Here is a 20,337-nt window from a genome sequence, read left to right on the forward strand (position 1 = left end):
TTATCCATCCGTAAGCGCTTGCGCAGGCAAACAGAGTTCGATCAAAAAAGTTCCGTCTTTCATCTTTCGTGTAACCTCGGCGCCGAGTTGCTTCGCGGAAGTCTTCACCAGCACTGTCCCGAAACCGGTCCCCTCTGAAAGAACGGTCGCATGAGTGCATTCCTCAACCCACCGCAATCGTAAGATGTCGTTTTCAAGCGCCCAACCGATTCGCAGAACGCCGCCATCCGGACCCAAAGCCCCATATTTTGCTGCATTCGTAGCCCATTCGTGCAGTATGAGTGCAAGAGGCGAGAGTGAGGAGCGAGCGATCCGAACATCTGGTCCATCGACCGCTATATCAGTGTGATCGCGGTAGGGTGCCAGGGTCGCATTCAACAGATCGGCCAGATCGATAGCCTGCACCTCGCCTGTTGGCGAGGCGAGAGAATGAGCGTTGCCCAAGGCCGCTATCCGTTCCCGCAAGTCCGCCGCGAAAGCGCGGACGTCCCGATGGGTGCGCGAACCTGCCGAGACCATGCCAGCGACGATGGCGAACAAATTCTTCACTCGGTGGTTCATCTCGCGCAGCATCAGCTCGCGCGTTTCGGCAAGCGCATATTCCGGCGTCACGTCGATGGATACCCCGACGAGCCGCGGCGATCCCTCGCTGGTAACCAGCCGGCCAAAACTTTTTATCCGACGCATCTGGTCGCCATCGACAATCCGGTAGCTTGCCTCAAAATCGCCGCCATCCGCGACAACCTTCGCGAGCGCGGCGTCGAATTCGGGTCGATCATCGGGATGCAGGCGGCTGAGCCGCGCTTCAGCATCATTGGACGCCGTATCGGCCGAAATACCGAGGATTTCCCGACCATGCGCGTCCACGACCGCTTCGCAGGTCTCGAAGTTATATTCCCATACGGCGATGCCGCCCGCCCGGATCGCCATATCCAACCGCTCCCGCTGTGCAGCCAAATCCCGTTCCATAGACAGAGCATCCGTGATGTCCGTCAGCACCAGGGTCGCACCGTCAGTAGCGCCGTTCTGCATTCGATAGGGAAGGGTCCTTAACGACAGGGCGCGCTCCCCATCCCGTGTTGTAACCCGGCGCTGGATCGCCGAATGTCCTTCCGCGACGGCGCGGGCATCATCCATGTAGTCCGCCTCCACAAGGCGCGTCGATACGTCCTCCAGCGGCCGCCCCCGGTCGCCGGGTTGCAGGGGAAAGAGAGAAGTCGCGGCCTCCGTGAAGCTGCGGATGCGCAAATCCGAATCCAACACGATCACGGCCAATTCAGTGGACTCGAAGAAATTGCGCAGGTCGGAATTGGCGACAGTAAGCTGATCGACCTTGGACTTGAGCTCGTCGTTGACGGTGGACAATTCCTCGTTCGTGGACTGGAGCTCCTCGTTCATCGACATCATTTCTTCGTTCGAGCTTTTCAGCTCCTCATTCGCCGTCTCCAGTTCCTCCACGGTGGAGCGCAGCCGGTGCCGTGTGACGCGCAGCTCGTCCTCCAGCGCGTCGAGATGGTCGTCGCCTGCATCCATCTCTGCCACGTCATCATCCAGCACAGGACGGAAGGGAGCGGTATCGCGAAAGACGAAGAGCAACGTACCGTCGGGCAACGGATCGCACACGACGTCGATCTGCTGGTTGCCATATTCCGTCTCGATCTGGACGTCGCGCACGACGACGCGTTTGCGGGTGTCGCGGCCCTCCCGCAGCAGCGGGCCGAGCACGGTGCGCAGACCCGCCCGGGCTAGACTAATCGCGCTCGATCCGCCGGTACGGGTGACGGGGAAGTCGAAATATCGTCCCAACCGACCATAGGCGGCAATGATTCCACCATCCTGGTCCAGGACCAAACTGGCGGGTGCATAGCGGTCAACGATCCGGCGCACCGCTGCGCCCTCGTCCGATAAGGTGCGCCCGCTACCCCTCTCCGTCCGGCCGTCCGCGCGGGTGCCGCGCGGATAGGCGCTGCCGGGCAGGTCTATGGGATAACTGGGCGGACCGGGCGCGCGCTTGAACAGACGCCCCTGCTGATCGAGTGTCGGGAAAAGATGCTCGAAACGGCCGACGCTTTCCGAGGGGCCGAGGAAGAGATAGCCACCTGGCCGGATCGCATAATGCAAAAGCGGCATGACCGACTGCTGCAAACGATCGTCGAAATAGATCAGGAGGTTGCGGCAGGACACCAGGTCGATGCGCGAAAAGGGCGGATCCTTGACGATGCTGTGGCTGGAAAAGCGGATCATGTCCCGAATCTGCGACGCGATGGTGAAGCGCTCCGCATGCGGGATTGCATAATGTTCTCGCAGCGCGATCGGCATGTCGGCGAGAGCAGAGGCAGGATAAACGCCCTCCCGCGCGATCTGGAGCATGCTCTCGTCGATATCCGTCGCGAAGATTTGTACCGTGGCCGGGGTCACGCCCAGCTTGCGCGCCGCCTCGGCAAACAGGATGGCGATGCTGTATGCTTCCTCGCCGGATGAGCAGCCGGGCACCCAGATGCGTATCTCCTCGCCATCGCTCTCTTGCATCAGCGGCTCCACGACCTGCGTGCGCAGCCGCTCGAACAACTCGGCATCGCGGAAGAACCGGGTGACGTTGATAAGGAGATCACGGAACAGCGCCTCGCACTCCTCCGCGTCGGACTTGATGCGTGCGAGATAGGTGCTGCCCGAAACAATGCCGAGCACATGCATGCGCCGTTCGACCCTGCGGATCAGGGTCGTGCGCTTGTAACCGGAGAAGTCGTGCCCAACGGCGGCGCGCAAGGTCTTGCACATTTCATCGACATGGTCGGCAACCAGTGCCGCCTCCCGCTCCGTTGCATCGACGGCGCGGTGGTTGAAGAAGGCGATCAGGCATTCGAGCATCTCGCCCGGCGGCTTCACATAGTCAACGAGCCCGGTGCCGACGGCCGAGAGCGGCATGCCGTCGTAGCGCGCGCTTTCGGGCTGCTGGACGAGGCAGACGCCGCCATTTTCTTTGATCGCGCGTAGTCCCGTGGTCCCATCCGCGCCGGTTCCTGATAGGATGACGCACGCCGCATCCCCCTGTTGGTCGGTGGCAAGCGAGATAAAGAAATCGTCGATGGGACGGCGCAGGCCCCGTGGCTGTGCGAACTCGGTCAGCTCCAGCACGCCGTCGCGGATGGCGAGGCCGTGTCCCGGCGGGATGACGTAAACCTTATCCGCCGCGATCCGCTCGCCTCCTTCGGACTGCAGCACTTCCAGGGTCGTGTGGCGATCGAGCAGCTGCGCCATCATGCTCTCATGAGTGGGGTCGAGATGCTGCACTATAACGAAGGCCATGCCTGTCGGGCCCTGCGCCGTCGACAGCATCTCGCGCAGCGCCTCCAGCCCACCGGCCGAGGCACCGATGCCAACAACTGGCAGGCGTGGTGACGGAACGTCTCCGCCGCTCAAAGGAAGGAACCTCGGTCTAGCTCGGTCAGGGTCAGCTTGGCCTGGACGATGGTGGCGGCCGAGTTCGCGATCGTCATCAGCGATCCCTCCACCACAATGCCGCTTTCCGCCAGCACCGGGCTCATCCGGTCCAGCGTCTGACCAAGGTCGGCGTCATAGTTCTGCAAGAGGTCCGCCTGCGTACGGCTGACGTCGAACTGCGATGCGAAGATGTAGCGCACCTCGCCGGATTGGGCCCGCAGTTTCGACATGTAGAGGAGGTTGACGAACGGACGGCAATCCTTGCGGAAGTTGACGATGGGCGTGCGGACGTTGGCAATGCGATCCTCCGCTAGAAACGCATGGATCTTCTCGCGCGCCTCGTCATTTCGGCTCTCGCCCTGGAGGAAGCGGCAGTTGCGGCCGACGATCTCGCTCGTTGTGTAACCGGTCAGGTCGCGAAAACGCCTGTTGGTCAACAGCAGAGCATGATCGCTCGATGCCTCTCCAAGGGACAGGGCGACCGGCGATCTGTCGAAATAGTCCCGCAGCTCTACGGGAAGGTCGTCACGGCACATGGACTCTCCGATTGCGTCAGATTGCCGGGAACGTTCCAGCATACTCTAGGCTCGGTTACCCGCCCTACCGGCTGAGCCTTGCCGGGACAAGACGCAGTGGCCTGATCCAGATTGTTCGGTGGGCGACCGTCCTTTGCCCATAGGGGACAATCTGATTTTTTTGTGTGGTAGAGCTGTTTATCCGCCCAACCGAGAGTTGGAGGGGAGCCCGGCTGTCGTGCCCTAACATGATAAGACAGGCAGCCTTCGCCGACACCCGCCGCACGAACGCTGAACGGGAACTGCTATTTGTCCCGCTACGCTGCAGTGTGCTTGGCAAAGCCGACCCATCCTGGCCATTCAGCCGCCAATTTCCACATCCCAAGTGCAGACGGTCTGCTATAAAAGGGATGCGTAAAAAGCCGACCTGTCAGGCCCGACGCTCACGGATTGGCAATTGCTCTAAGCTCCTCGCACACGCAGTCCAGCAATATAGACGCTTCAGGCCTATCATCGACGTCGAAACAAACAAGCAATCCTGTAATTCATATTAAAATAAATTATATTAGGATTTTTCATATTATCATCTAGATTATTGACAAGCGATTATATCTAATATTCCTTAAATAATTGCAATATTCGGACCAAGCAATTCTAAATTGAATGAATAGTCCGACTTCGATCAATCCCTAGAGACAGAAAACACACCGCCTCAGGGAACCATATGATCTTATCCTTCAAGCGCTTGGCGCTGGCGACATCCGCCATCGCCCTATCCTCAGCACCCGTTTGGGCGCGCGACGATGTCGCTCATGCCGGCACGCAAGCAGCGCCGGACGATGACGCCGTCGCGTCGGGAGACGGCGCCGCCATCGTCGTGACCGGCGTGCGCGGCGCGCGCGCCCGCACAGTCGCCGACAGCCCTGTACCGATCGACGTCATCGGTCCGCAGGAATTGCAGGAGACGGGGCGGACGGGGCTCAAGGATATCCTCGGCAACATCATCCCCTCACTCAGCATGCCGGCGCTGGGCGGCGGCGGCACATCCTCCAGCGCCAAACCGATCTCCATCCGCGGGCTGTCGGGTGACTATGTGCTGGTGCTGGTCAACGGCAAGCGGCGGCACACGACATCGCTCATCAACAATCTGTCGCGCATTTCCGGTGGCAGTACGCCGGTCGATATCGACCTGTTGCCCACCAATGCCGTCGGCCGCGTGGAGGTGCTGCGCGACGGCGCGGCCGCGCAATATGGGTCGGATGCGATATCCGGCGTCATCAACTTCATCCTGGATGCCGCGCCCGAGGGCGGCAGCTTCACCACCACCGCCGGCAGCACCTATTCGCACGGCGCCGAACTGGCGCAGCAGGCGATCAGCTACGGCACGCGGCTTGGCGGCGACGGCGGCTTCATCCGCTTCGCGGTGGAGGGCAAATATCATGACCGGGGCGACCCGTCGGGGGCGATCGTCGCGGACTCGGTCGATCTCTACCCGCGCCTCGCGGACGGATCGCGCGATCCGCGTGAGGCGACGATCGACCGCAATCGCGCCGGCAATTACGGCCGCACCAACCGCGATTATATCGTCAACGGCTCCTATAATGCGGAGCTGCCACTGAGCGACAAGACGACGCTCTACAGCTTCTCGACCCTCAGCCATCGCGATGTGAAGGACGGGCGCGGCCAGTTCAACGCGAACAACGTCAATTCGCTGCCGGAGCTTTATCCCAACGGCTTCCTGGCCAAGCGTCGCATCCGGGAAACGGATTTCCAGGTGACGGCGGGCCTGCGCAGTACGATCCGGGGCCTGGACGTCGATATCTCCAGCAGCTTCGGCCGGGATCATGTGAAGCTGGGCGCGGTCGATACGCTCAACCCCTCGCTGGGTCCGAGCAGCAAGACCAGCTTCTATATGGGGACGCAGATTTCATCGCTATGGGCAAATAATATCGACTTCAGCCGCGGCTTCGATGTCGGCTTCGCCGAACCGCTGACGCTGGCCTTCGGCATCGAGCATCGGCTGGAGCGGTTCCAGAACAAGGCAGGCGAGCCCGACAGCTATCGCGACGGCGGCTATATCATTCCTAAAGGGACCAGCCCGTTCGAACGGCTGTTCGGCGGACAGCGACCAGCCGCCAGCCTGGTGTCCTTCACCGGCACCACGCCGGCCGATGCTTTCACCCTCACCCGCAACAATATCGCCGCCTATGTCGATGTCGGCGCGAACGTGACCAAGGCATGGTATGTCGGCCTCGCCGCTCGGGCCGAACATTATACCGACAGTTCGGGCGACACGATCAGCGGCAAATTTTCCACCCGCTACGAGATTGTGCCCGGCTGGGCGATCCGGGGCGGCGTCAATACCGGCTTCCGCGCCCCATCGCTGGCGCAGCAGGGCTTCTCCACGTCGCAAAATACCGGCATCACGATCAACGGGGATTTCGTGACCCAGTTGGTCAAGTTCCTGGCGCCCAACGATCCGATCGCCGGCTATTTCGGCGCCAAGCCGCTGAAGCCCGAAAAGTCGCTGAACTTCACGGCCGGCACGACCTTCGAATCCGGAGCCTTCCGGCTGACGGTGGATGCTTATCAGATCCGGGTCGATGATCGCATCGTGAAGACCGAGATTTTGAACAGCGCCGAGGCGAAAGCGATCCTCGCCAGTCCCGCCGTCACCGCGATCCTGGCCGAACGCGGCGTCCCCGGCATCAGCAGCGCCCAATTCTTCATCAACGGCGTCGACACCCGCACGCGCGGCATCGATGCGGTCGCGGAATATAGCCTGCGCACCGACAGGCTGGGCGATTTCCGCTTCAGCGCGGCCTACAGCTATAACCAGACGAAGATTTTGCGCGTCGCGCCCAACCCTGCGAACCTGACCAACACGATCCTGTTTGGGCGGCAGGCGCGGTCGGACATCACCAGCGCGACGCCGCGCGACAAGCTGGTGCTGAACGGCGAATGGACGGTCGGCCCGGTCAAGACCAGCCTGCGCCTGACCCGTTTCGGTCGCTATACCGAAGCGGGAAGCAGCCAGACCTCCACCGCCGACGACCGGACCTTCAGCCCAAAATGGGTGACGGACCTCGACATATCGGCACAGGTCAGCCGGACCATCAACGTGGCGGTGGGCGCGAACAATCTGTTCGACGTCTATCCCGACCCGATCGGCGTCGTGCAGGCCAATACGGGCCTGGGCAAATATGGCCTGTTCGCGCCATTCGGGCTGACCGGCGGTTTTTACTATGCGCGCATCGGCGTGAGCTTCTGACCGGAATCGCAAGGAGAGGATGACATGAACCCGCATCTGACCGGCAAGCGGGCAATCGTCACCGGCGGCAGCCGGGGCATCGGCAAGGCGATCGTGCGGGCGCTGGCGAGCGAGGGCGTACGCGTCGTCCTTGCCTCGCGCGACCCGGCATCGGGGCGGACCGCCGCTGAAGAACTGGCGCGCGAGACCGGCGGCGAGGTCCATGCCCTGTCCGCAGACACGCGTGACGACGCACAGGTCGATGCACTGGTCGCCAGCGCGGTCGATCTGCTCGGCGGCCTCGACATCGTCGTGAACAATGCCGCGCGGCCCGGCGCCGCGCCGGCCATCCCCGGCGTCGCGGGGGTGGAGTCGGCCTATTTGCTGGAGGAACTGGACACCAAGCTGGTCGGCTATCTGCGAGTGGCGCGTGCCGCCGCGCCGCATCTGGTCGCCAATGGCTGGGGCCGGATCATCAACATCAGCGGGCTGGCCGCACGCAGCAGCTTCACCATCCCCGGCTCGGCCCGTAACGTGGCGGTAGCGGCCCTGACCAAGACGCTGGCCGACGAATTGGGGCCGCGGGGCGTGAACGTCACGGTCGTCCATCCAGGCGCGACCCGCACGGAAAAGACAGCGGACGCGGTCGCCCGAAAGGCCGACGCCGACGGGCTTTCAACCGCCGAGGCCGAACGCGCACTTTACGGCCATTCGCTGATCGGCCGGATCATCGAAGCGGAAGAGGTGGCGGATGTCGTCGCCTTCCTCGCTTCGCCGCGCAGCGTAGCGATCAACGGCGACGCCATCGCCGCCGGTGGCGGCACGCGGGGCGCGATCCATTATTGACGGCGGCGGCGCCCTTCGACGCTACGACAGCGCCCGCTCCACCGCTTCGATATGCGCCGGGGCCGGTTGCGCACGGGCGAAGTCGCGAAAATCGATATAGCCCAGGTCCCGGATCTTTTCCGCCACCGCATAGCGCCGGTCGTCGTTCAGCGCGGCCTTCATCCGCCGCTCCAGCGCATACAGACGTTCGGTGATGTTCATAAGCGACCTCCCAACTGGACGGCCGAGGATAACGGCGGGAGGGCGTTGCGACATATGAGTTTCGTTTCACGCGATCAAGCGCGGCTCATGAAGCCGCGTGCTTGGCCCCCTCCCCATGGCGCCGTTCGGCATAACGCTTCGCGGCGATCTCCGCGCCTTCGCGCAACAGCGGCCCCAATTGCCAGAAGTCGCGCAGATGGCTCCGCCCATCTTCAGGCTCCCGGTCCCAGCCATAGTCATGGCGCAGCCGCCCGACCTGTCCAGCGACGCGGGCGTCAGCGGCGCCGATGCCGGCCGCTCCATCCTGCTCCGGCGCGACATAGATGGCGTCGGCCGGGCAATAGAGTTCGCACATGAAGCAGGTCTGGCACTGGTCGATCCGCGCGATGGTCGGCGCGCCGCCCTCCACCGCATCCAGCACATGCGTCGGGCAAGCGATGACGCAGGCGTCGCAGCCGGTGCAGAGATCCACGAATATCTGCGCGATCATGCGGCCGCCTCCAGCCTTACGACGTGATCGGGCCGTGTCCAGATCTGGTCCAGCCCGCCAGTCAGCAGCCGATGCTCCTGCGCGTCATCCCGCGCAGGTCGATCGACACGCATATGCATGCCGCGGCTCTCGTCGCGGGCCAGCGCCGCGCCCAGCACCCAGCGCGCGCTCGCGATCATCGCCGCCTGTTCGCGCAGGGCGATAGCGCCGAGACCCTTGGCATGGCCATGATCGGCGACGGCGCGCCAGGCGACATCCGCTTCGGCCCGGCCGCGCTCCAGCTTGTCCGCGCTACGCCACAGCGCCGCGTCATACCCGATCGTCGCAGCCTGAATGGCGGGCAGGAAAGCAGCCGCATCATCGATCCGGGCGAGCGAGGCCGGGCGCAACCCCGCCGCGCCCAGCGCCCGGACGGGGCTGTCTGCGCGCTGCCCTTCCCGTTGCGCTCGCACGGCTGCTGCCGCCCCGGCGAGGCGGCCGGAGGTCAGCGCCCAGGCCGCATTCTGTGCGCCGCCGCCGCTGGTCGCGCCGGCCACCAGTTCACGCGTCGCGCTGTCGCCCGCCGCATACAGGCGCTCGACATTGGTTTCGCACCCGTCGCCGACGATCTGGAGGCCGCCGGTGCCGCGCACCGTGCCTTCGCCGAAAATCTTCACCGGGAAGCGATCCCGGAACAGGTCGATGCCCCTGCGCTCGAACGGCGCGAGCGATGCCGGCTGGATCGTGCGCAGCCCCCGCTTCAGCCGATCCGGCGCATCGCTGAGATCGGCCAGCACCGGTCCCGCGTCCATCGCCTTGGCCAGAGCACGCAGATGCGCCGCTTCGCCGCTCATCGGCGGGGGTATGTCCAGTTCCACTCCGCTCTCGTCGAAGAAGCGTGCCGCGAAATAGGGCAAGGTTCGGGTCGAGTTCCAGGCCGGCGAGAGCGAGTAGGAAACGGAAAACTCCATGCCGGACAGGACGGCGCCAGCCTCGGCCGCCATCAGCAATCCGTCACCCGTATTGCCGTAGCTGCCGATCAGGCCGGAACGGAACGCGCAGCCGCCGGTCGCCATCACCACCGCGCCCGCGCGCGCGATCCAGGGCCGGCGCAACAGCCGCGCATAGCCGGCCGCGCCCGCCACCGAACCGTCGGCATGGGCCAGCAGTTCCAGCGCGGGATGATGATCGAATAGGGTGACGCCGGCATCCTGCGCGAAGCGGCGCAACGCGCGCATATATTCCGGGCCGCGCACGCCCGCATAGAATGTGCCGCCACGGCCGTCGCCAGCGAAGGGATAATAGCCGGCCAGTTCCGGCAGGGCGCGCCATGTCTCCTCGATGATGCGCGCCATCCAGCGCCGTTCGGCCAGGCCGAAGCTGCGGCTGTAGCGCTCTTCGATCGCCGCTTCGCGCTTGCCCGGTTCGGGTGCGACCCACCAGTGGTTCGGGCCGCCAGTCGCGGTCACGCCGCTGGTGCCGACATAGCCCTTGTCCACCAGCACGACCTGCGCGCCGCCCCGCGCCGCCGCGATGGCGGCCCAACAGGCCGCCATGCCGCCGCCGATGACCAGAACATCGGCAGTGATCGCGATCGGTTCGGCGTCCCTCATTCGGCCGCGATGGCGATCGGCGCGGCGGCGTGGCGGTTTTCCGGGACCGGCAGGCCCAGATGATCGCGCAGCGTCTCCCCCGCATAATCGGTGCGGAACAGGCCCCGCGCCTGCAGGATCGGCACCACCTCGTCACGGAAGCGGCGGAACGGTTCGGGCCGCGTCACCTGCAGCAGGAAGCCGTCGACCGCGCGCTCTCCATACCAGCGCTCAATTTCGTTCGCGATCGTCTCGGGCGATCCGACAAATTGCGAGCGCCACTGGCCGAAGCGATAGGCCGCCTGCCGCAGCGTCAGCCCCTGCTCCGCCGAGACCCGGATGATCTTTTCCGCATGGCCTTTGTAGCTGTTGAGCGTGACGCCGGACAGGTCCGGGAAGGGCGCGTCCAGATCATATTGAGAAAAGTCGTGATAGTTGAAAGCGCGGCCGACCTGCACCAGCAGCTTCTTAACGTCCAGCGATCCCTGCGCCTCCAGCGCGATCGCCTGCGCCTCCTCGTCGGTATCTGCGATCACCGGCGCCACGCCGGCCAGAATAGTGATATGGTCGGGATTGCGGCCGATCGTGGCGGCCCGTCCCTTGATATCGGCGTAGAAGGCCTGGGCATCGTCGAAATTCTCGCCGCTGGTGAAGATACCCTCGGCGATGCGGGCACCCAGGTTGCGGCCTTCATTGCTGTCGCCGGCCTGGAAGATGACCGGCTGCCCCTGCCGCGAGCGGCTGAGCGCCAGTGGCCCGGCGACGGAGAAATGCTCGCCCACATGATCCAACCGATGCTGCTTTGTCTTGTCGAGGAAGAGGCCGGCGGCGCGGTCGCGCGGAAAGGCGTCGTCCTCATAGCTGTCCCACAGGCCCTGCACGACATCGACGAATTCGCGCGCGCGGCCATAGCGGACGGCATGGTCGAAATGCTCCTGCCTGCCATAATTGCGCGCCGCGCCCTCCAGGCCGGTGGTAACGACATTCCACCCAGCCCGGCCCCGGCTGATATGGTCGAGCGATCCAAACTGCCGCGCGACATTATAGGGCTCCCAATAAGAGGTGGTGAGCGTGCCGACGAGGCCGATGCGCGATGTGGTCGCGGCGATGGCCGACAGCAAGGTCAGCGGCTCCAGCCGGTTGAGGAAATGCGGCGCCGTATCGGGGGTGATGTAGGGCGAATCGACGATGAAGACGAGGTCGAACTTCGCTGCCTCGGCCGCGCGGGCCTGATCGATATACCATTGGATGTCGATGCTGGCGTCGCCCGGCAAATCCGGGTCCAGCCAATTCGACTGGTTGGCGCCGACCCCTTCCAGGATCGCGCCGAGATGCAGTTCGCGTGTCGATGGATTGATCATATGCGGTCCTCCGATGCGGTCGGGCTTAAGCGAAGCGACAGCCCCCGGATAACGAGGCCTTCTCATAGACCGTTGCGTCATGCTGATGGATGATGCCGTGATCAGCGTGCAGTTGCGGGCTGCGCGGCGCTGTTGAAGTCGGGGATATATCCCCCTTTCAGGTCCGGCACGGCCGGGATCAAACCCGCAGCCTGATAGCGACGGAATATGTCGCGCTGTTCGGCGATCAGGGCGGCGTCGATCGGCACGGTCTCGCCCAGCGCCGCACCCGCGGCGAAGCGCGCGACGTCGATCGGAATGCCGGTATCGCGGGCCAGCGTGCGGGCATAATCCTCCTGATGTGTCTGCCCCCAGAGTCGGGCGCGCGCCAGCCGGGCGGCAAAATCGGCCAGCAGCGCCAGCTTGTCGCGGATCGCCCCGTCGCCCGCAGCAAAGAACACCGCGCCCGTGGGCACGCCGCTGCCGTCGGCCAGGATGCGGTCGCCATTTTCCAGCACGGCAATGCCGACATAGCTGCCCCAGGTCGACCAGGCGTCGATCGATCCGCTGGCCAGCGCCGCCTTCGCCTCGCCATTGGCGAGATAGGTCCATTGCACGTCGCCGGGTTTCAGACCCGCCTTCTCCAGCAGTTTGAGCGCCAGATCCTGCCCCGCCGACCCCTTGATCGTCGCCAGGCGCTTGCCCCGAAGGTCGGCGAGGGTGTGGATGGGCGATTCTTTCGGCACGACGATCGCGGAAGCGCGCCCCGCCTCCGCCTGCGGCGGGCGATAGGCGATGATCGCCTTGATCTTCGCCCCGCCCGCATAGGCGAAGGCATAGGGTGCGGCGCCGACGCCGCCGACATCGATCGCCCCGGCATCCAGCGCTTCCAGCAGCGGCGACGCCGCCGGGAACAACGCCCATTTGATCCGGTAGGGCATGTGCGCCAGTTCGCCCGACGCCTCCAGCAATGCCTGCGCGCCGCCCTTCTGGTCGCCGACGACGAGGACGGTCCGTGCCTCCGTCGCCGGCGTGAGCCGGCCCCTGTCCCAGAAAAGGGCGCCGGCGATCAGCACAAGCAGGATCGGCAGCGACGCCGTCAGCCAGCCGCATCGGGTCATGTCGCCGCCTCCTCTTGGCTCAAAGATCGGCGTAGAGCGGTTCGTCGGCGATCAGCACACGCCGCAGCAGGCGGGGATAGTCGCCATAGTTGCGCACCGCATAATGGACCGCGCCGCGATTGTCCCAGAAGGCGACCGATCCGGGCTTCCAGGAAAAGCGGACCTGGAATTCGGGTCGCTTGTATTGGCGCAGCACCTCGTCGAGCAGTTCCCGGCTTTCGGCGAGATCGACGCTCAATATCTGTGGCTTCTGCGTCAGGTTGACCCACAGGATCTTCTGCCCGGTCTCGCGATGCGTGCGCACGACGGGATGGGCGACGATCGGATAGTCGTGCCCGTTGGCAAGCAGCGCATCGCGATAGTCGTGCGTGACGTGCAGCCCTTCCAGCCGCTGCCTCACCTCCTCGGGCAAGCCTTCATAGGCAAGGTTCGCATCGACCCAGATGGTGTCGCCGCCGACCTCCGGCAGGTCGATCGCGCGCAGCACCGCGCCCCAGGTCGGGACCAGCCGCCAACTCGTATCGCTATGATATTCGTCGCCGCGCTTCACATCCTGATGTAGCCGCTTCGCCTCAATCTTCGCCTGCAGATCGGCCGAAATCTCGTGCAGCGGCGTGACGGCGTTTACATGGCGGTTGGCCGGATGCGTATAGAGCGGGCCGAATTGGGCGGCGAAGGCCTCCTGTCCGGCATCGTCGAGCGTCTGGTCGCGGAAGAAGACGACCTTGTGCCGCACGACCGCCGCGCGGATCGCGTCGCGTATCTCGGGGTCGAGCGGTCGCGACAGATCGACGCCGTGGATTTCGGCGCCGATGGTCGGCTGCAACGGGCGGATGTCGAGCAGGACATTAGCAGACACATCGATTTTTCGGGCGGCAGCGGACATGCAACTCTCCTGTGCTGCTACGCCGCGACAACAGCGGCATGGCACCGCAATAGAGACTGTCATGCCGGTCGATTATCGACTTCTGGTCGATCGCCCTTCAGTTGTTTCAAACCTATGAGCGTTGTTCACCCATGCATGGTCCATCGGAATAGACGGATTTACGAGGTGAAAGAATTGTGCAGCAACGACCCTTTGTCGCCATTCCGAGGCTGATTTTCGTTTCTCGGGTCCGGAAGGGCCGCTATTCGATCTCCGGCCCTCAAAATTGGTCGCCTGCGATCCTGCCGTTGTCCATTGATCGTGCAATGCAACCAATGAAAGGGTACGTGTTTCTTTAGCGCAATCCCATCCGATCCATCTTCTTGAGTAATCCCACTCGTGAGAGGCCAAGTTCACGCGCTGCATGGGTATGATTGCGCCCAGTACGGTCCAGTGCTTCGCTGATCCTCCGGCGTTCCAGCGCAGCCACCTCCTCTTCCAGCGTCTGGCTGCCTACTGGGGGCGTCGAAGCCGCGACTTCGCCGGTAGCGAACGCAAGGTCGCTCGCGCTGATACTGATGCCGGTTGCAGCCTTGGGAGCCAAGGCGGCGGCGCATTCGATTGCCGCGCGCAGTTCTCGCACATTGCCCGGCCAGCGACGAGCTGTCAGCCAAGTCAGCGCGTCCGGGGCGAACATAGCTTCGCCGTTGGTGGCGCGTGCAAGAAACAGACGGGCCAGCATCGCAATATCGTCAGGTCGTTCGTCCAACGCTGGCGTACGCAGCACTAGGCCGCGCAGCCGATAGAAAAGATCCTCGCGGAAGCTGCCATCGGCAATGGCGCTTTCCAGATTGCGATGGGTAGCAGCGAGAACCCGCACATCGGCATGCCGCATCTCCCGCGCCCCGACCGGCTGATAGCTTCCGTCCGCCAAGAACCGCAGCAACTTGACCTGCATGGCTGCGGGCATTTCCCCAATCTCGTCGAGGAAAAGCGTGCCCCCCGATGCTGATTCGACCAAGCCCGGCCGGTCGGCATGGGCGCCGGTAAAGCTGCCCTTCAAATGGCCGAAAAGCTCACTTTCGAGAAGGTCGGCCGGCACCGCGCCGCAATGAACGGGGACCAATGGCTTGACGGCGCGACGCGACGCATTGTGAATCGCGCGCGCGACCAGTTCCTTGCCTGTACCGCTTGGCCCCAATATCATCACCGGCAGTTGGGTGGGCGCGACGCGGCGGATGAGATCGCGGAGGTTCGCCATCGCAGGGGAAACACCAAACAGCCCCATATCCTCGCTACCGCTCGCCTGCGCCTGCAATTGCGCCACTTCGCGGGCAAGGCGGGCGCGTTCAACGGCGCGAGCGACGACCACCTGCAACATATCGGGATCGACCGGCTTGGCCAGAAAATCCCATGCCCCGGCCTGCACGGCCTTCAGCGCCAGTGCATGATCGGCATGACCGGTCATGACGACGACCGGCGCGGGAGCGAAGGCAGGGATCAAAGCCAACCCTGCCTCTGGATCATGATGCGGCGGCATTGAGAGGTCCAGCAACACGACATCGGGCGCGATGCGGGCAAAGGCTTCGCGGGCGGTATCGCCGTCGCCGACCGTTTCAACGTAATGGCCCAGGCTGCGCAGCCATTGACCGGTCAGCCGCTGGAAAGCAGGTTCATCGTCGGCGAGCAGGATCATGGTTGCACTCCAAAGGTCAGACGAAAACAGGTGGACCAGCCCGGTCGCTCGACCAGCGACACGGTTCCCCCATGCGCCTCCATGATGCGACGGACGATGGCGAGGCCAAGGCCGGTGCCGCCCGGTCGCCGCGATACGAAAGGCTGGAACAGGCTCTCCCGGATATCGGCTGCGATGCCGGGGCCATTATCGCATATGTCGATGATCGCGGCCGGTCCGGGTTCAGCGAACAGGGCGACCTTCGTTCCCAATGACCGGGCATTGTCGATCAGATTGGCCAGCACACGGTCCAGAGCCGCGGGATCGGCCTCTATGTTCATGCCGGGCGGAAACTGCGCCTCCACGCGGTGGCGGGCGACCAGTGCCTCCAACGCCACGACTCGCGGAGCGACCACCCATGCTCTGGCATAGTCCAGAATATCGGTGATGAGATGGTTCATCCGCCCCACCTGCTCGCCAATCTCCGCCCGCACTTCGGCGGGTGCCTGGGTTGCAGCCATGGTGATGATGCCCAATGGATTGCGCAGATCGTGCGCCACGGTGGCAGCGAGGGCGCCAATCTCCGCCAGCCGCGCCTCGCGCTCCGCATTGACCATCTGCTGGGATGCGGCGTTGCGCCGGGTGGCTTCCCCGACAAGGCCGGCAAAGCGCTCCGCCAGGTGACGGGTGGGCAGCGGCGCGTCATCCCATCCGATCAGCGTCACGGCATCGCCCTGCACCGTCAGGACCGGCCCATCCGGCGGCAGGGCCAGCCGCTCCCGCAGCATGGCATTGGCGAGCGCGGCGAGTTGCACCTCGTCCGCCGCTTCAGCCAGCCGGTCCCGCCAGTGGGCGACGTCGCTTTCGGTCAGGCGTCCACCGGGGAAAACGAACCGGTCGACCAGCCGTTTGAGCGGTGTCAGCAACGCAAGACCTAAAAGCAGCGTCGCCGCCAGCGCACTCCATGTCGCAAGGAAACCCGCCGGACGCCCTGCCAGTGCCAGAGGCAAGGCCGCGATCAGCGCGCTCGCCGCGCCCGCTCCGGCCAGCAGCAACAGCCAGACCAGTCCCCGCTGCGCCCACATATCCGCCGCCATGAAGCGATGCCGCACGATGCCATAGACCAACGCCACCGAATAAAGCGGCAGTAGCAGCACCGGCCAGGGATAAGCATCGATGCCCAGCGCCGGAAAGGCAAAGCCGCTCAGCGCGACCAGACCGAGGGCGCTGGACGCGAATACGGCGCGGGCCTGTTCGCGCGGCGCGCCAGTCTGCACTGTCATGAGGCGGAAAAGGCGAAGATGCCCCGCCAGCGAAAGCGCTCCCGCCAGCCCAAGCACGCCCCAACCCACGATCGAGGGCACGAAAAAGCCCGGAAAGCTGCGCCAGAGGATCACTTCGCCGACTCCGAAAACCAGCCCCACAAGCCCAGCGAAACCGGCCAGCGCATAGCTGGCGACCGCGACCTGCCGCGCCGATGGTGAGAGGGCATAGCCGAAGACAAGATGCACGAAAGCCGCGGCTGACAGCGGCGAGATGGCGATGATCGCGGTGGTGAAGGGTGCAGCCCCGGTTCCCAGCAAGGCAGGCGCAGCCTGCGCGGCGCTCCATAGGGCGACACCCGACAAAAAAGCGACCAGAAGCATTGCGCCAGGTAAGGCGCGCGCCCGCAGCGCAACAAAGATCGCCAGCAAAAGGCTGCCGACAGCCGTCAGAGCGAGTGCGCCCACATAGGCAATGATGCCGAATGCTGTATCCATCGTTGACACCTTAACAGCGCTTTCTGTTTACATCGTTTACGTTTCGTCCGCCCATCGCTCCACCCATTTCGCACATTTCCCCGCTTTCCCGACCTTCCAAGCAATTGGCACGCCAATTGCGAAGCATCCGGCATGCCCGCCAAGCCGGTGGGACATGAAAGGGAGACAGACCATGTTGGCGCCGATTGCCGCTCTGCTTATCACTTATGCTCTCACCGCTCTGGTCGCGACGCTGGCCGCTGCCGTGCTGTGGCGATCGCTGTCGATCCTGCTCGCTGAACTCTGCGGCACGGAAGAGCGGTCGCGCTTCTGGACGGTCTGGTCGATGGTCATGATGGTCGCCACGCCGATGCTGTTCGTCTCGATGAAGGGCATTCAGATCCGCGCCGCCGACCTGATCCAGAGCACCATGACGAGCGCGCTGTTCGGTGTGCTGCTGGCTCTGATCGGCATGGGTATCGCGGTGTGGACCCGCAGCCCGCGCCACGACGCCTGAAGGAGGAAAGAAAGATGCACGTCCTGATCGTCGGCGCAGGCGGTTTCATCGGCCGCCATATCGCAGGCAGGCTGCTGGCGGACGGGTTCGACGTAACCCTTGCCGGCCGCCGCCCCGTCGGACTGGCGCGCTGCTGGCCGCAGGCCGCGACATTGGCCTGCGATCTCAGCCGCGACGATGCCGGGGTGTGGGAAGCTCGCCTCGCCGGCATTGATGCGGTGGTGAACTGCGCCGGGCTGATCGGCCACCGCGCCGATTATGCAGGCGTGCATGACCAAGGGCCGCGCGCTCTGTTCGACGCCTGCCTTGCGGCTGGTGTCGGACGGGTCATCCAGATTTCTGCGCTGGGCGCCGATGCAACCGGAGTCACCCCTTATCATTGCAGCAAGCAGCGGGCGGATGAACATCTCGCCGCGCTCGACCCGATGGGCGGGCGAATGGGCTGGGCCGTCCTGCGTCCTTCGCTCGTGCTGGGTCGGGGTGGCGCGAGCATGGCGCTGTTCACCATGCTGGCCGCGTTGCCCCTGACGCCCCGCCTTGGCAAAGGCGGCTGGCAGGTCCAGCCGATCCATATCGACGATCTGGTCGAGGCTGTAGTGCGGCTCCTGCGCCATGACGGGCCGATCGCGCTGAAGCTGGACGCTGTCGGTCCCGCGCCAATGACGACTGATGAACTGACAGCCGCCCTACGCCGCTGGCTGGGAATGGGAGCAGTCCCGCGCATCGGCATCCCCCAATGGCTGCTCGCATGGGTGGCAAGACTGGGTATAGGCCCCGCCACGCGCGAGAGCCTGACCATGCTGGCCGCAGGAAATTGCGCGCCGGTTGCCCCCTTCGTCAGCGCGCTCGGCTTTCGTCCCATGGCAATGGATCAGGCGCTTGCCCGGCACCCTGCTGCCCCGGCCGATCTGGCGGAGGCCCGTGACGGCGCCATCGCCCCTATCCTGCCGGTCCTCCTCGCGCTGGTCTGGCTAGCGGGCGGGAACGTTTCGCTGGCTTTCGCACCGCCTGATCTGATCGCAACATGGCTGACGCGTGGAGGCCTGTCCGGTTTCACGGCGGCTGCCGCACTATGGGCGGGGTCGCTGGCCGATATCGCCGTCGGCCTTGCCCTGCTGGCGCGGGTGCGCGGGGCAGCGCTGGCCGGTATGGCGCTGATGCTGGTCTACACAGCAATCCTGACCGCCGCTGCGCCTGAACTATGGGCCGATCCCTTCGGTCCGCTTGTCAAGAATATCGCCGTGCTCGGCCTGTCGCTGGCCGTCCATGCGAAGGAGATACGCCGTGGATGACTATGTCCTGTTGAAGACGATCCATATCCTCAGCTCCACGCTGTTGTTCGGAACCGGGCTGGGCACCGCTTTTCATGGCTGGATGGCCAACCGCGCCGGATCGCTGGACGCGCGGCGCGTGGTGAACCGCAATGTCGTGCTGGCCGACTGGCTGTTCACGACGCCCGCCGTCATCATCCAGCCTGTTACCGGCATATGGCTGGCCCAGATTGCAGGCTTTCCCCTGACCAGCGGATGGCTGGTCGCGGCGATGCTGCTGTATCTGTTGGTCGGGGCCTGCTGGCTGCCGGTTGTCGGCATCCAGATCGCCATGCGCCGGATTGCCGACGCGACGCCGGATGGCACGCCGCTGCCGCCACACTATTTTCGCCTGTCCCGCTGGTGGTTCGCGCTCGGCTGGCCTGCATTTATCGGCGTCATCGTCATTTTCTGGCTGATGGTCGCCAAACCGGAGATCGGAATATGACCGCGCCCCTGTTTCGCCGCCTGTTGGGGCAGAATATAGAAGAGCTGCCGCCCCTTCTGCGGCAGGCGCATGATGCCGACGACATGCAGCGTTGGGCGGGCAAGGCGGTCGCGACCCGCAGCGCGAATCCGATCGCAAAGCTGCTTTGCCGGATGATGCGATTGCCCTCTCCGGGAGAGGATGTGCCCGTGTCGGTGTTGTTCGAGCGCCGGAGCGGCACCGAACGATGGAGCCGCGCTTTTGCCGGGCGGCGCTATCGCAGCAGTCTTGCCGAACGCAATGGCCTGATGTTCGAGCGGATGGGACCGGCCACCAATATCTTCCGACTATCGGCGGTCGCCGGGCAGCTTCATCTCGACCTTGTCGGCTTTCGCTTTCTCGGTATCCCTTTCCCCGGATGGGCGCGCCCCCACTGTCAGGCGAGGGAAAGGGAAGAGGCCGGGCATTATGTCTTTGACGTGCCGGTAAGCCTTCCCTGGCTAGGACATGTCATTCGCTACACTGGCCGCATGGAGCGCATTGATGACTGACACTCACCCCATCATCCTGTTCGATGCGCAATGCGTGCTCTGCTCCGCCAACGCGCAGTTCATCCTGACCCATGACCGCGCCCGCCGCTATCGGCTGGCCTCAATGCAAAGTGCAGTGGGCGAGGAACTGTTCCGTAGCCATGGCGTCGATCCGACCGATCCAGACACCATCCTAGTCATTGATGGGGACAAGGTGCTGCGCGACAGCGATGCGGTCATTTCCATCTACGTCGGTCTGGGGTGGCCGTGGCGGATCGCAGGCGTCGCGGGATATATCCCGCGACGCCTGCGCGACACTATTTATCGCTGGGTCGCCCGCAACCGCTACCGCATTTTCGGCAAGCGCCAGAGTTGCTGGATTCCGCGCACTGAAGATGCGGATCGATTATTATGACGCACGGCGGGGAATGGCCAGTTTCAGGTCACTCCTACCCTTGCCTGAGCGACCGACTTGTGACGCGCAGCCGCTATAAAGGTT

General features: G+C 64.3%; 17 protein-coding genes. 7 read left to right on the forward strand and 10 right to left on the reverse strand.

All coding sequences use genetic code 11. From position 1 onward, the window contains the following. A complete protein-coding gene (locus K9B33_RS12960) occupies positions 1 to 3,420 on the reverse strand; it encodes a chemotaxis protein CheB (protein WP_263499568.1) in 3,420 nt (1,139 codons plus the stop codon). Continuing rightward, on the reverse strand, positions 3,417 to 4,019 hold the full coding sequence (locus K9B33_RS12965) for a PAS domain-containing protein (protein WP_224549288.1): 603 nt from the start codon (positions 4,017 to 4,019) through the stop codon (positions 3,417 to 3,419). Before K9B33_RS12965 ends, K9B33_RS12960 begins: the two co-directional genes overlap by 4 nt. A gap of 661 nt (positions 4,020 to 4,680) precedes the next feature. On the opposite strand from K9B33_RS12965, the gene K9B33_RS12970 reads away from it, so the two are divergent. Together K9B33_RS12970 and K9B33_RS12975 are read left to right on the forward strand one after the other, a co-directional pair. Continuing rightward, positions 4,681 to 7,227, forward strand: coding sequence for a TonB-dependent receptor plug domain-containing protein (locus K9B33_RS12970; protein ID WP_224549291.1), 2,547 nt, complete (start codon positions 4,681 to 4,683; stop codon positions 7,225 to 7,227). Positions 7,228 to 7,251: 24 nt separating this feature from the next. Then, the gene (locus K9B33_RS12975; RefSeq protein ID WP_224549293.1) at positions 7,252 to 8,052 is read left to right on the forward strand and encodes an SDR family NAD(P)-dependent oxidoreductase; all 801 of its coding nucleotides are present in this window, start codon (positions 7,252 to 7,254) and stop codon (positions 8,050 to 8,052) included. A 21-nt stretch (positions 8,053 to 8,073) separates the two neighbouring features. On the opposite strand, the gene K9B33_RS12980 is transcribed toward K9B33_RS12975, so the two are convergent. The 8 genes from K9B33_RS12980 to K9B33_RS13015 all read right to left on the reverse strand — a co-directional run bounded on the left by K9B33_RS12980 (position 8,074) and on the right by K9B33_RS13015 (position 17,075). Next, positions 8,074 to 8,253 (reverse strand): hypothetical protein, encoded by a 180-nt coding sequence (locus tag K9B33_RS12980; protein WP_224549295.1) that lies wholly within the window; start codon positions 8,251 to 8,253, stop codon positions 8,074 to 8,076. Positions 8,254 to 8,338: 85 nt separating this feature from the next. Continuing rightward, complete coding sequence (locus K9B33_RS12985; protein WP_224549296.1) at positions 8,339 to 8,743, reverse strand: ferredoxin family protein; 405 nt, start codon at positions 8,741 to 8,743, stop codon at positions 8,339 to 8,341. Next, positions 8,740 to 10,335 carry an FAD-binding protein gene (locus K9B33_RS12990; RefSeq protein ID WP_224549298.1) on the reverse strand — a complete coding sequence of 532 codons (1,596 nt, stop codon included), beginning with the start codon at positions 10,333 to 10,335 and terminating at the stop codon, positions 8,740 to 8,742. The genes K9B33_RS12985 and K9B33_RS12990 overlap by 4 nt, the downstream gene beginning before the upstream one ends. Then, positions 10,332 to 11,675: an LLM class flavin-dependent oxidoreductase gene (locus K9B33_RS12995; protein WP_224549299.1), complete on the reverse strand. Its 1,344-nt coding sequence runs from the start codon at positions 11,673 to 11,675 to the stop codon at positions 10,332 to 10,334. Before K9B33_RS12995 ends, K9B33_RS12990 begins: the two co-directional genes overlap by 4 nt. 101 nt (positions 11,676 to 11,776) lie before the next feature. Continuing rightward, entirely contained in the window at positions 11,777 to 12,775 is a 999-nt protein-coding gene (locus K9B33_RS13000) for an ABC transporter substrate-binding protein (protein WP_224549301.1), read from the reverse strand. A gap of 19 nt (positions 12,776 to 12,794) precedes the next feature. Beyond that, entirely contained in the window at positions 12,795 to 13,661 is an 867-nt protein-coding gene (locus K9B33_RS13005; protein ID WP_224549303.1) for a TauD/TfdA dioxygenase family protein, read from the reverse strand. Between the two features lie 334 nt (positions 13,662 to 13,995). Further along, positions 13,996 to 15,336: a sigma-54-dependent transcriptional regulator gene (locus K9B33_RS13010; protein ID WP_224549305.1), complete on the reverse strand. Its 1,341-nt coding sequence runs from the start codon at positions 15,334 to 15,336 to the stop codon at positions 13,996 to 13,998. Beyond that, positions 15,333 to 17,075, reverse strand: coding sequence for a sensor histidine kinase (locus tag K9B33_RS13015; protein WP_224549306.1), 1,743 nt, complete (start codon positions 17,073 to 17,075; stop codon positions 15,333 to 15,335). Before K9B33_RS13015 ends, K9B33_RS13010 begins: the two co-directional genes overlap by 4 nt. Before the next feature lie 172 nt (positions 17,076 to 17,247). Between K9B33_RS13015 and K9B33_RS13020 the strand changes: the two genes are divergently transcribed. The 5 genes from K9B33_RS13020 to K9B33_RS13040 are packed head-to-tail and all read left to right on the forward strand — an operon-like array spanning position 17,248 to position 20,253. Further along, positions 17,248 to 17,571 (forward strand): hypothetical protein, encoded by a 324-nt coding sequence (locus K9B33_RS13020; RefSeq protein WP_224549307.1) that lies wholly within the window; start codon positions 17,248 to 17,250, stop codon positions 17,569 to 17,571. A gap of 14 nt (positions 17,572 to 17,585) precedes the next feature. Further along, entirely contained in the window at positions 17,586 to 18,863 is a 1,278-nt protein-coding gene (locus K9B33_RS13025; protein ID WP_224549308.1) for an SDR family oxidoreductase, read from the forward strand. Then, complete coding sequence (locus K9B33_RS13030) at positions 18,856 to 19,329, forward strand: DUF2269 family protein (RefSeq protein ID WP_224549309.1); 474 nt, start codon at positions 18,856 to 18,858, stop codon at positions 19,327 to 19,329. The genes K9B33_RS13025 and K9B33_RS13030 overlap by 8 nt, the downstream gene beginning before the upstream one ends. Beyond that, positions 19,326 to 19,859 carry a DUF4166 domain-containing protein gene (locus tag K9B33_RS13035; protein WP_224549311.1) on the forward strand — a complete coding sequence of 178 codons (534 nt, stop codon included), beginning with the start codon at positions 19,326 to 19,328 and terminating at the stop codon, positions 19,857 to 19,859. The genes K9B33_RS13030 and K9B33_RS13035 overlap by 4 nt, the downstream gene beginning before the upstream one ends. Further along, complete coding sequence (locus tag K9B33_RS13040; protein WP_224549312.1) at positions 19,852 to 20,253, forward strand: thiol-disulfide oxidoreductase DCC family protein; 402 nt, start codon at positions 19,852 to 19,854, stop codon at positions 20,251 to 20,253. Before K9B33_RS13035 ends, K9B33_RS13040 begins: the two co-directional genes overlap by 8 nt. Positions 20,254 to 20,337 lie beyond the last annotated feature (84 nt).

Origin of the sequence: Sphingobium sp. 3R8 (genome assembly GCF_020166615.1) — a bacterium.
Classification (GTDB): Bacteria; Pseudomonadota; Alphaproteobacteria; order Sphingomonadales; family Sphingomonadaceae; genus Sphingobium; species Sphingobium bisphenolicum.

Bases quoted from the DNA above. Each gene is read 5' to 3' on its own strand.
- K9B33_RS12975 (WP_224549293.1), top strand. From the start codon at position 7,252: ATGAACCCGCATCTGACCGGCAAGCGGGCAATCGTCACCGGCGGCAGC.
- K9B33_RS12995 (WP_224549299.1), bottom strand. From the start codon at position 11,675: ATGATCAATCCATCGACACGCGAACTGCATCTCGGCGCGATCCTGGAA.
- K9B33_RS13010 (WP_224549305.1), bottom strand. From the start codon at position 15,336: ATGATCCTGCTCGCCGACGATGAACCTGCTTTCCAGCGGCTGACCGGT.
- K9B33_RS13040 (WP_224549312.1), top strand. From the start codon at position 19,852: ATGACTGACACTCACCCCATCATCCTGTTCGATGCGCAATGCGTGCTC.
- K9B33_RS13020 (WP_224549307.1), top strand. From the start codon at position 17,248: ATGTTGGCGCCGATTGCCGCTCTGCTTATCACTTATGCTCTCACCGCT.
- K9B33_RS13005 (WP_224549303.1), bottom strand. From the start codon at position 13,661: ATGTCCGCTGCCGCCCGAAAAATCGATGTGTCTGCTAATGTCCTGCTC.
- K9B33_RS12985 (WP_224549296.1), bottom strand. From the start codon at position 8,743: ATGATCGCGCAGATATTCGTGGATCTCTGCACCGGCTGCGACGCCTGC.
- K9B33_RS13035 (WP_224549311.1), top strand. From the start codon at position 19,326: ATGACCGCGCCCCTGTTTCGCCGCCTGTTGGGGCAGAATATAGAAGAG.
- K9B33_RS12980 (WP_224549295.1), bottom strand. From the start codon at position 8,253: ATGAACATCACCGAACGTCTGTATGCGCTGGAGCGGCGGATGAAGGCC.
- K9B33_RS12970 (WP_224549291.1), top strand. From the start codon at position 4,681: ATGATCTTATCCTTCAAGCGCTTGGCGCTGGCGACATCCGCCATCGCC.
- K9B33_RS13025 (WP_224549308.1), top strand. From the start codon at position 17,586: ATGCACGTCCTGATCGTCGGCGCAGGCGGTTTCATCGGCCGCCATATC.
- K9B33_RS12990 (WP_224549298.1), bottom strand. From the start codon at position 10,335: ATGAGGGACGCCGAACCGATCGCGATCACTGCCGATGTTCTGGTCATC.
- K9B33_RS13015 (WP_224549306.1), bottom strand. From the start codon at position 17,075: ATGGATACAGCATTCGGCATCATTGCCTATGTGGGCGCACTCGCTCTG.
- K9B33_RS12965 (WP_224549288.1), bottom strand. From the start codon at position 4,019: ATGCTGGAACGTTCCCGGCAATCTGACGCAATCGGAGAGTCCATGTGC.
- K9B33_RS13000 (WP_224549301.1), bottom strand. From the start codon at position 12,775: ATGACCCGATGCGGCTGGCTGACGGCGTCGCTGCCGATCCTGCTTGTG.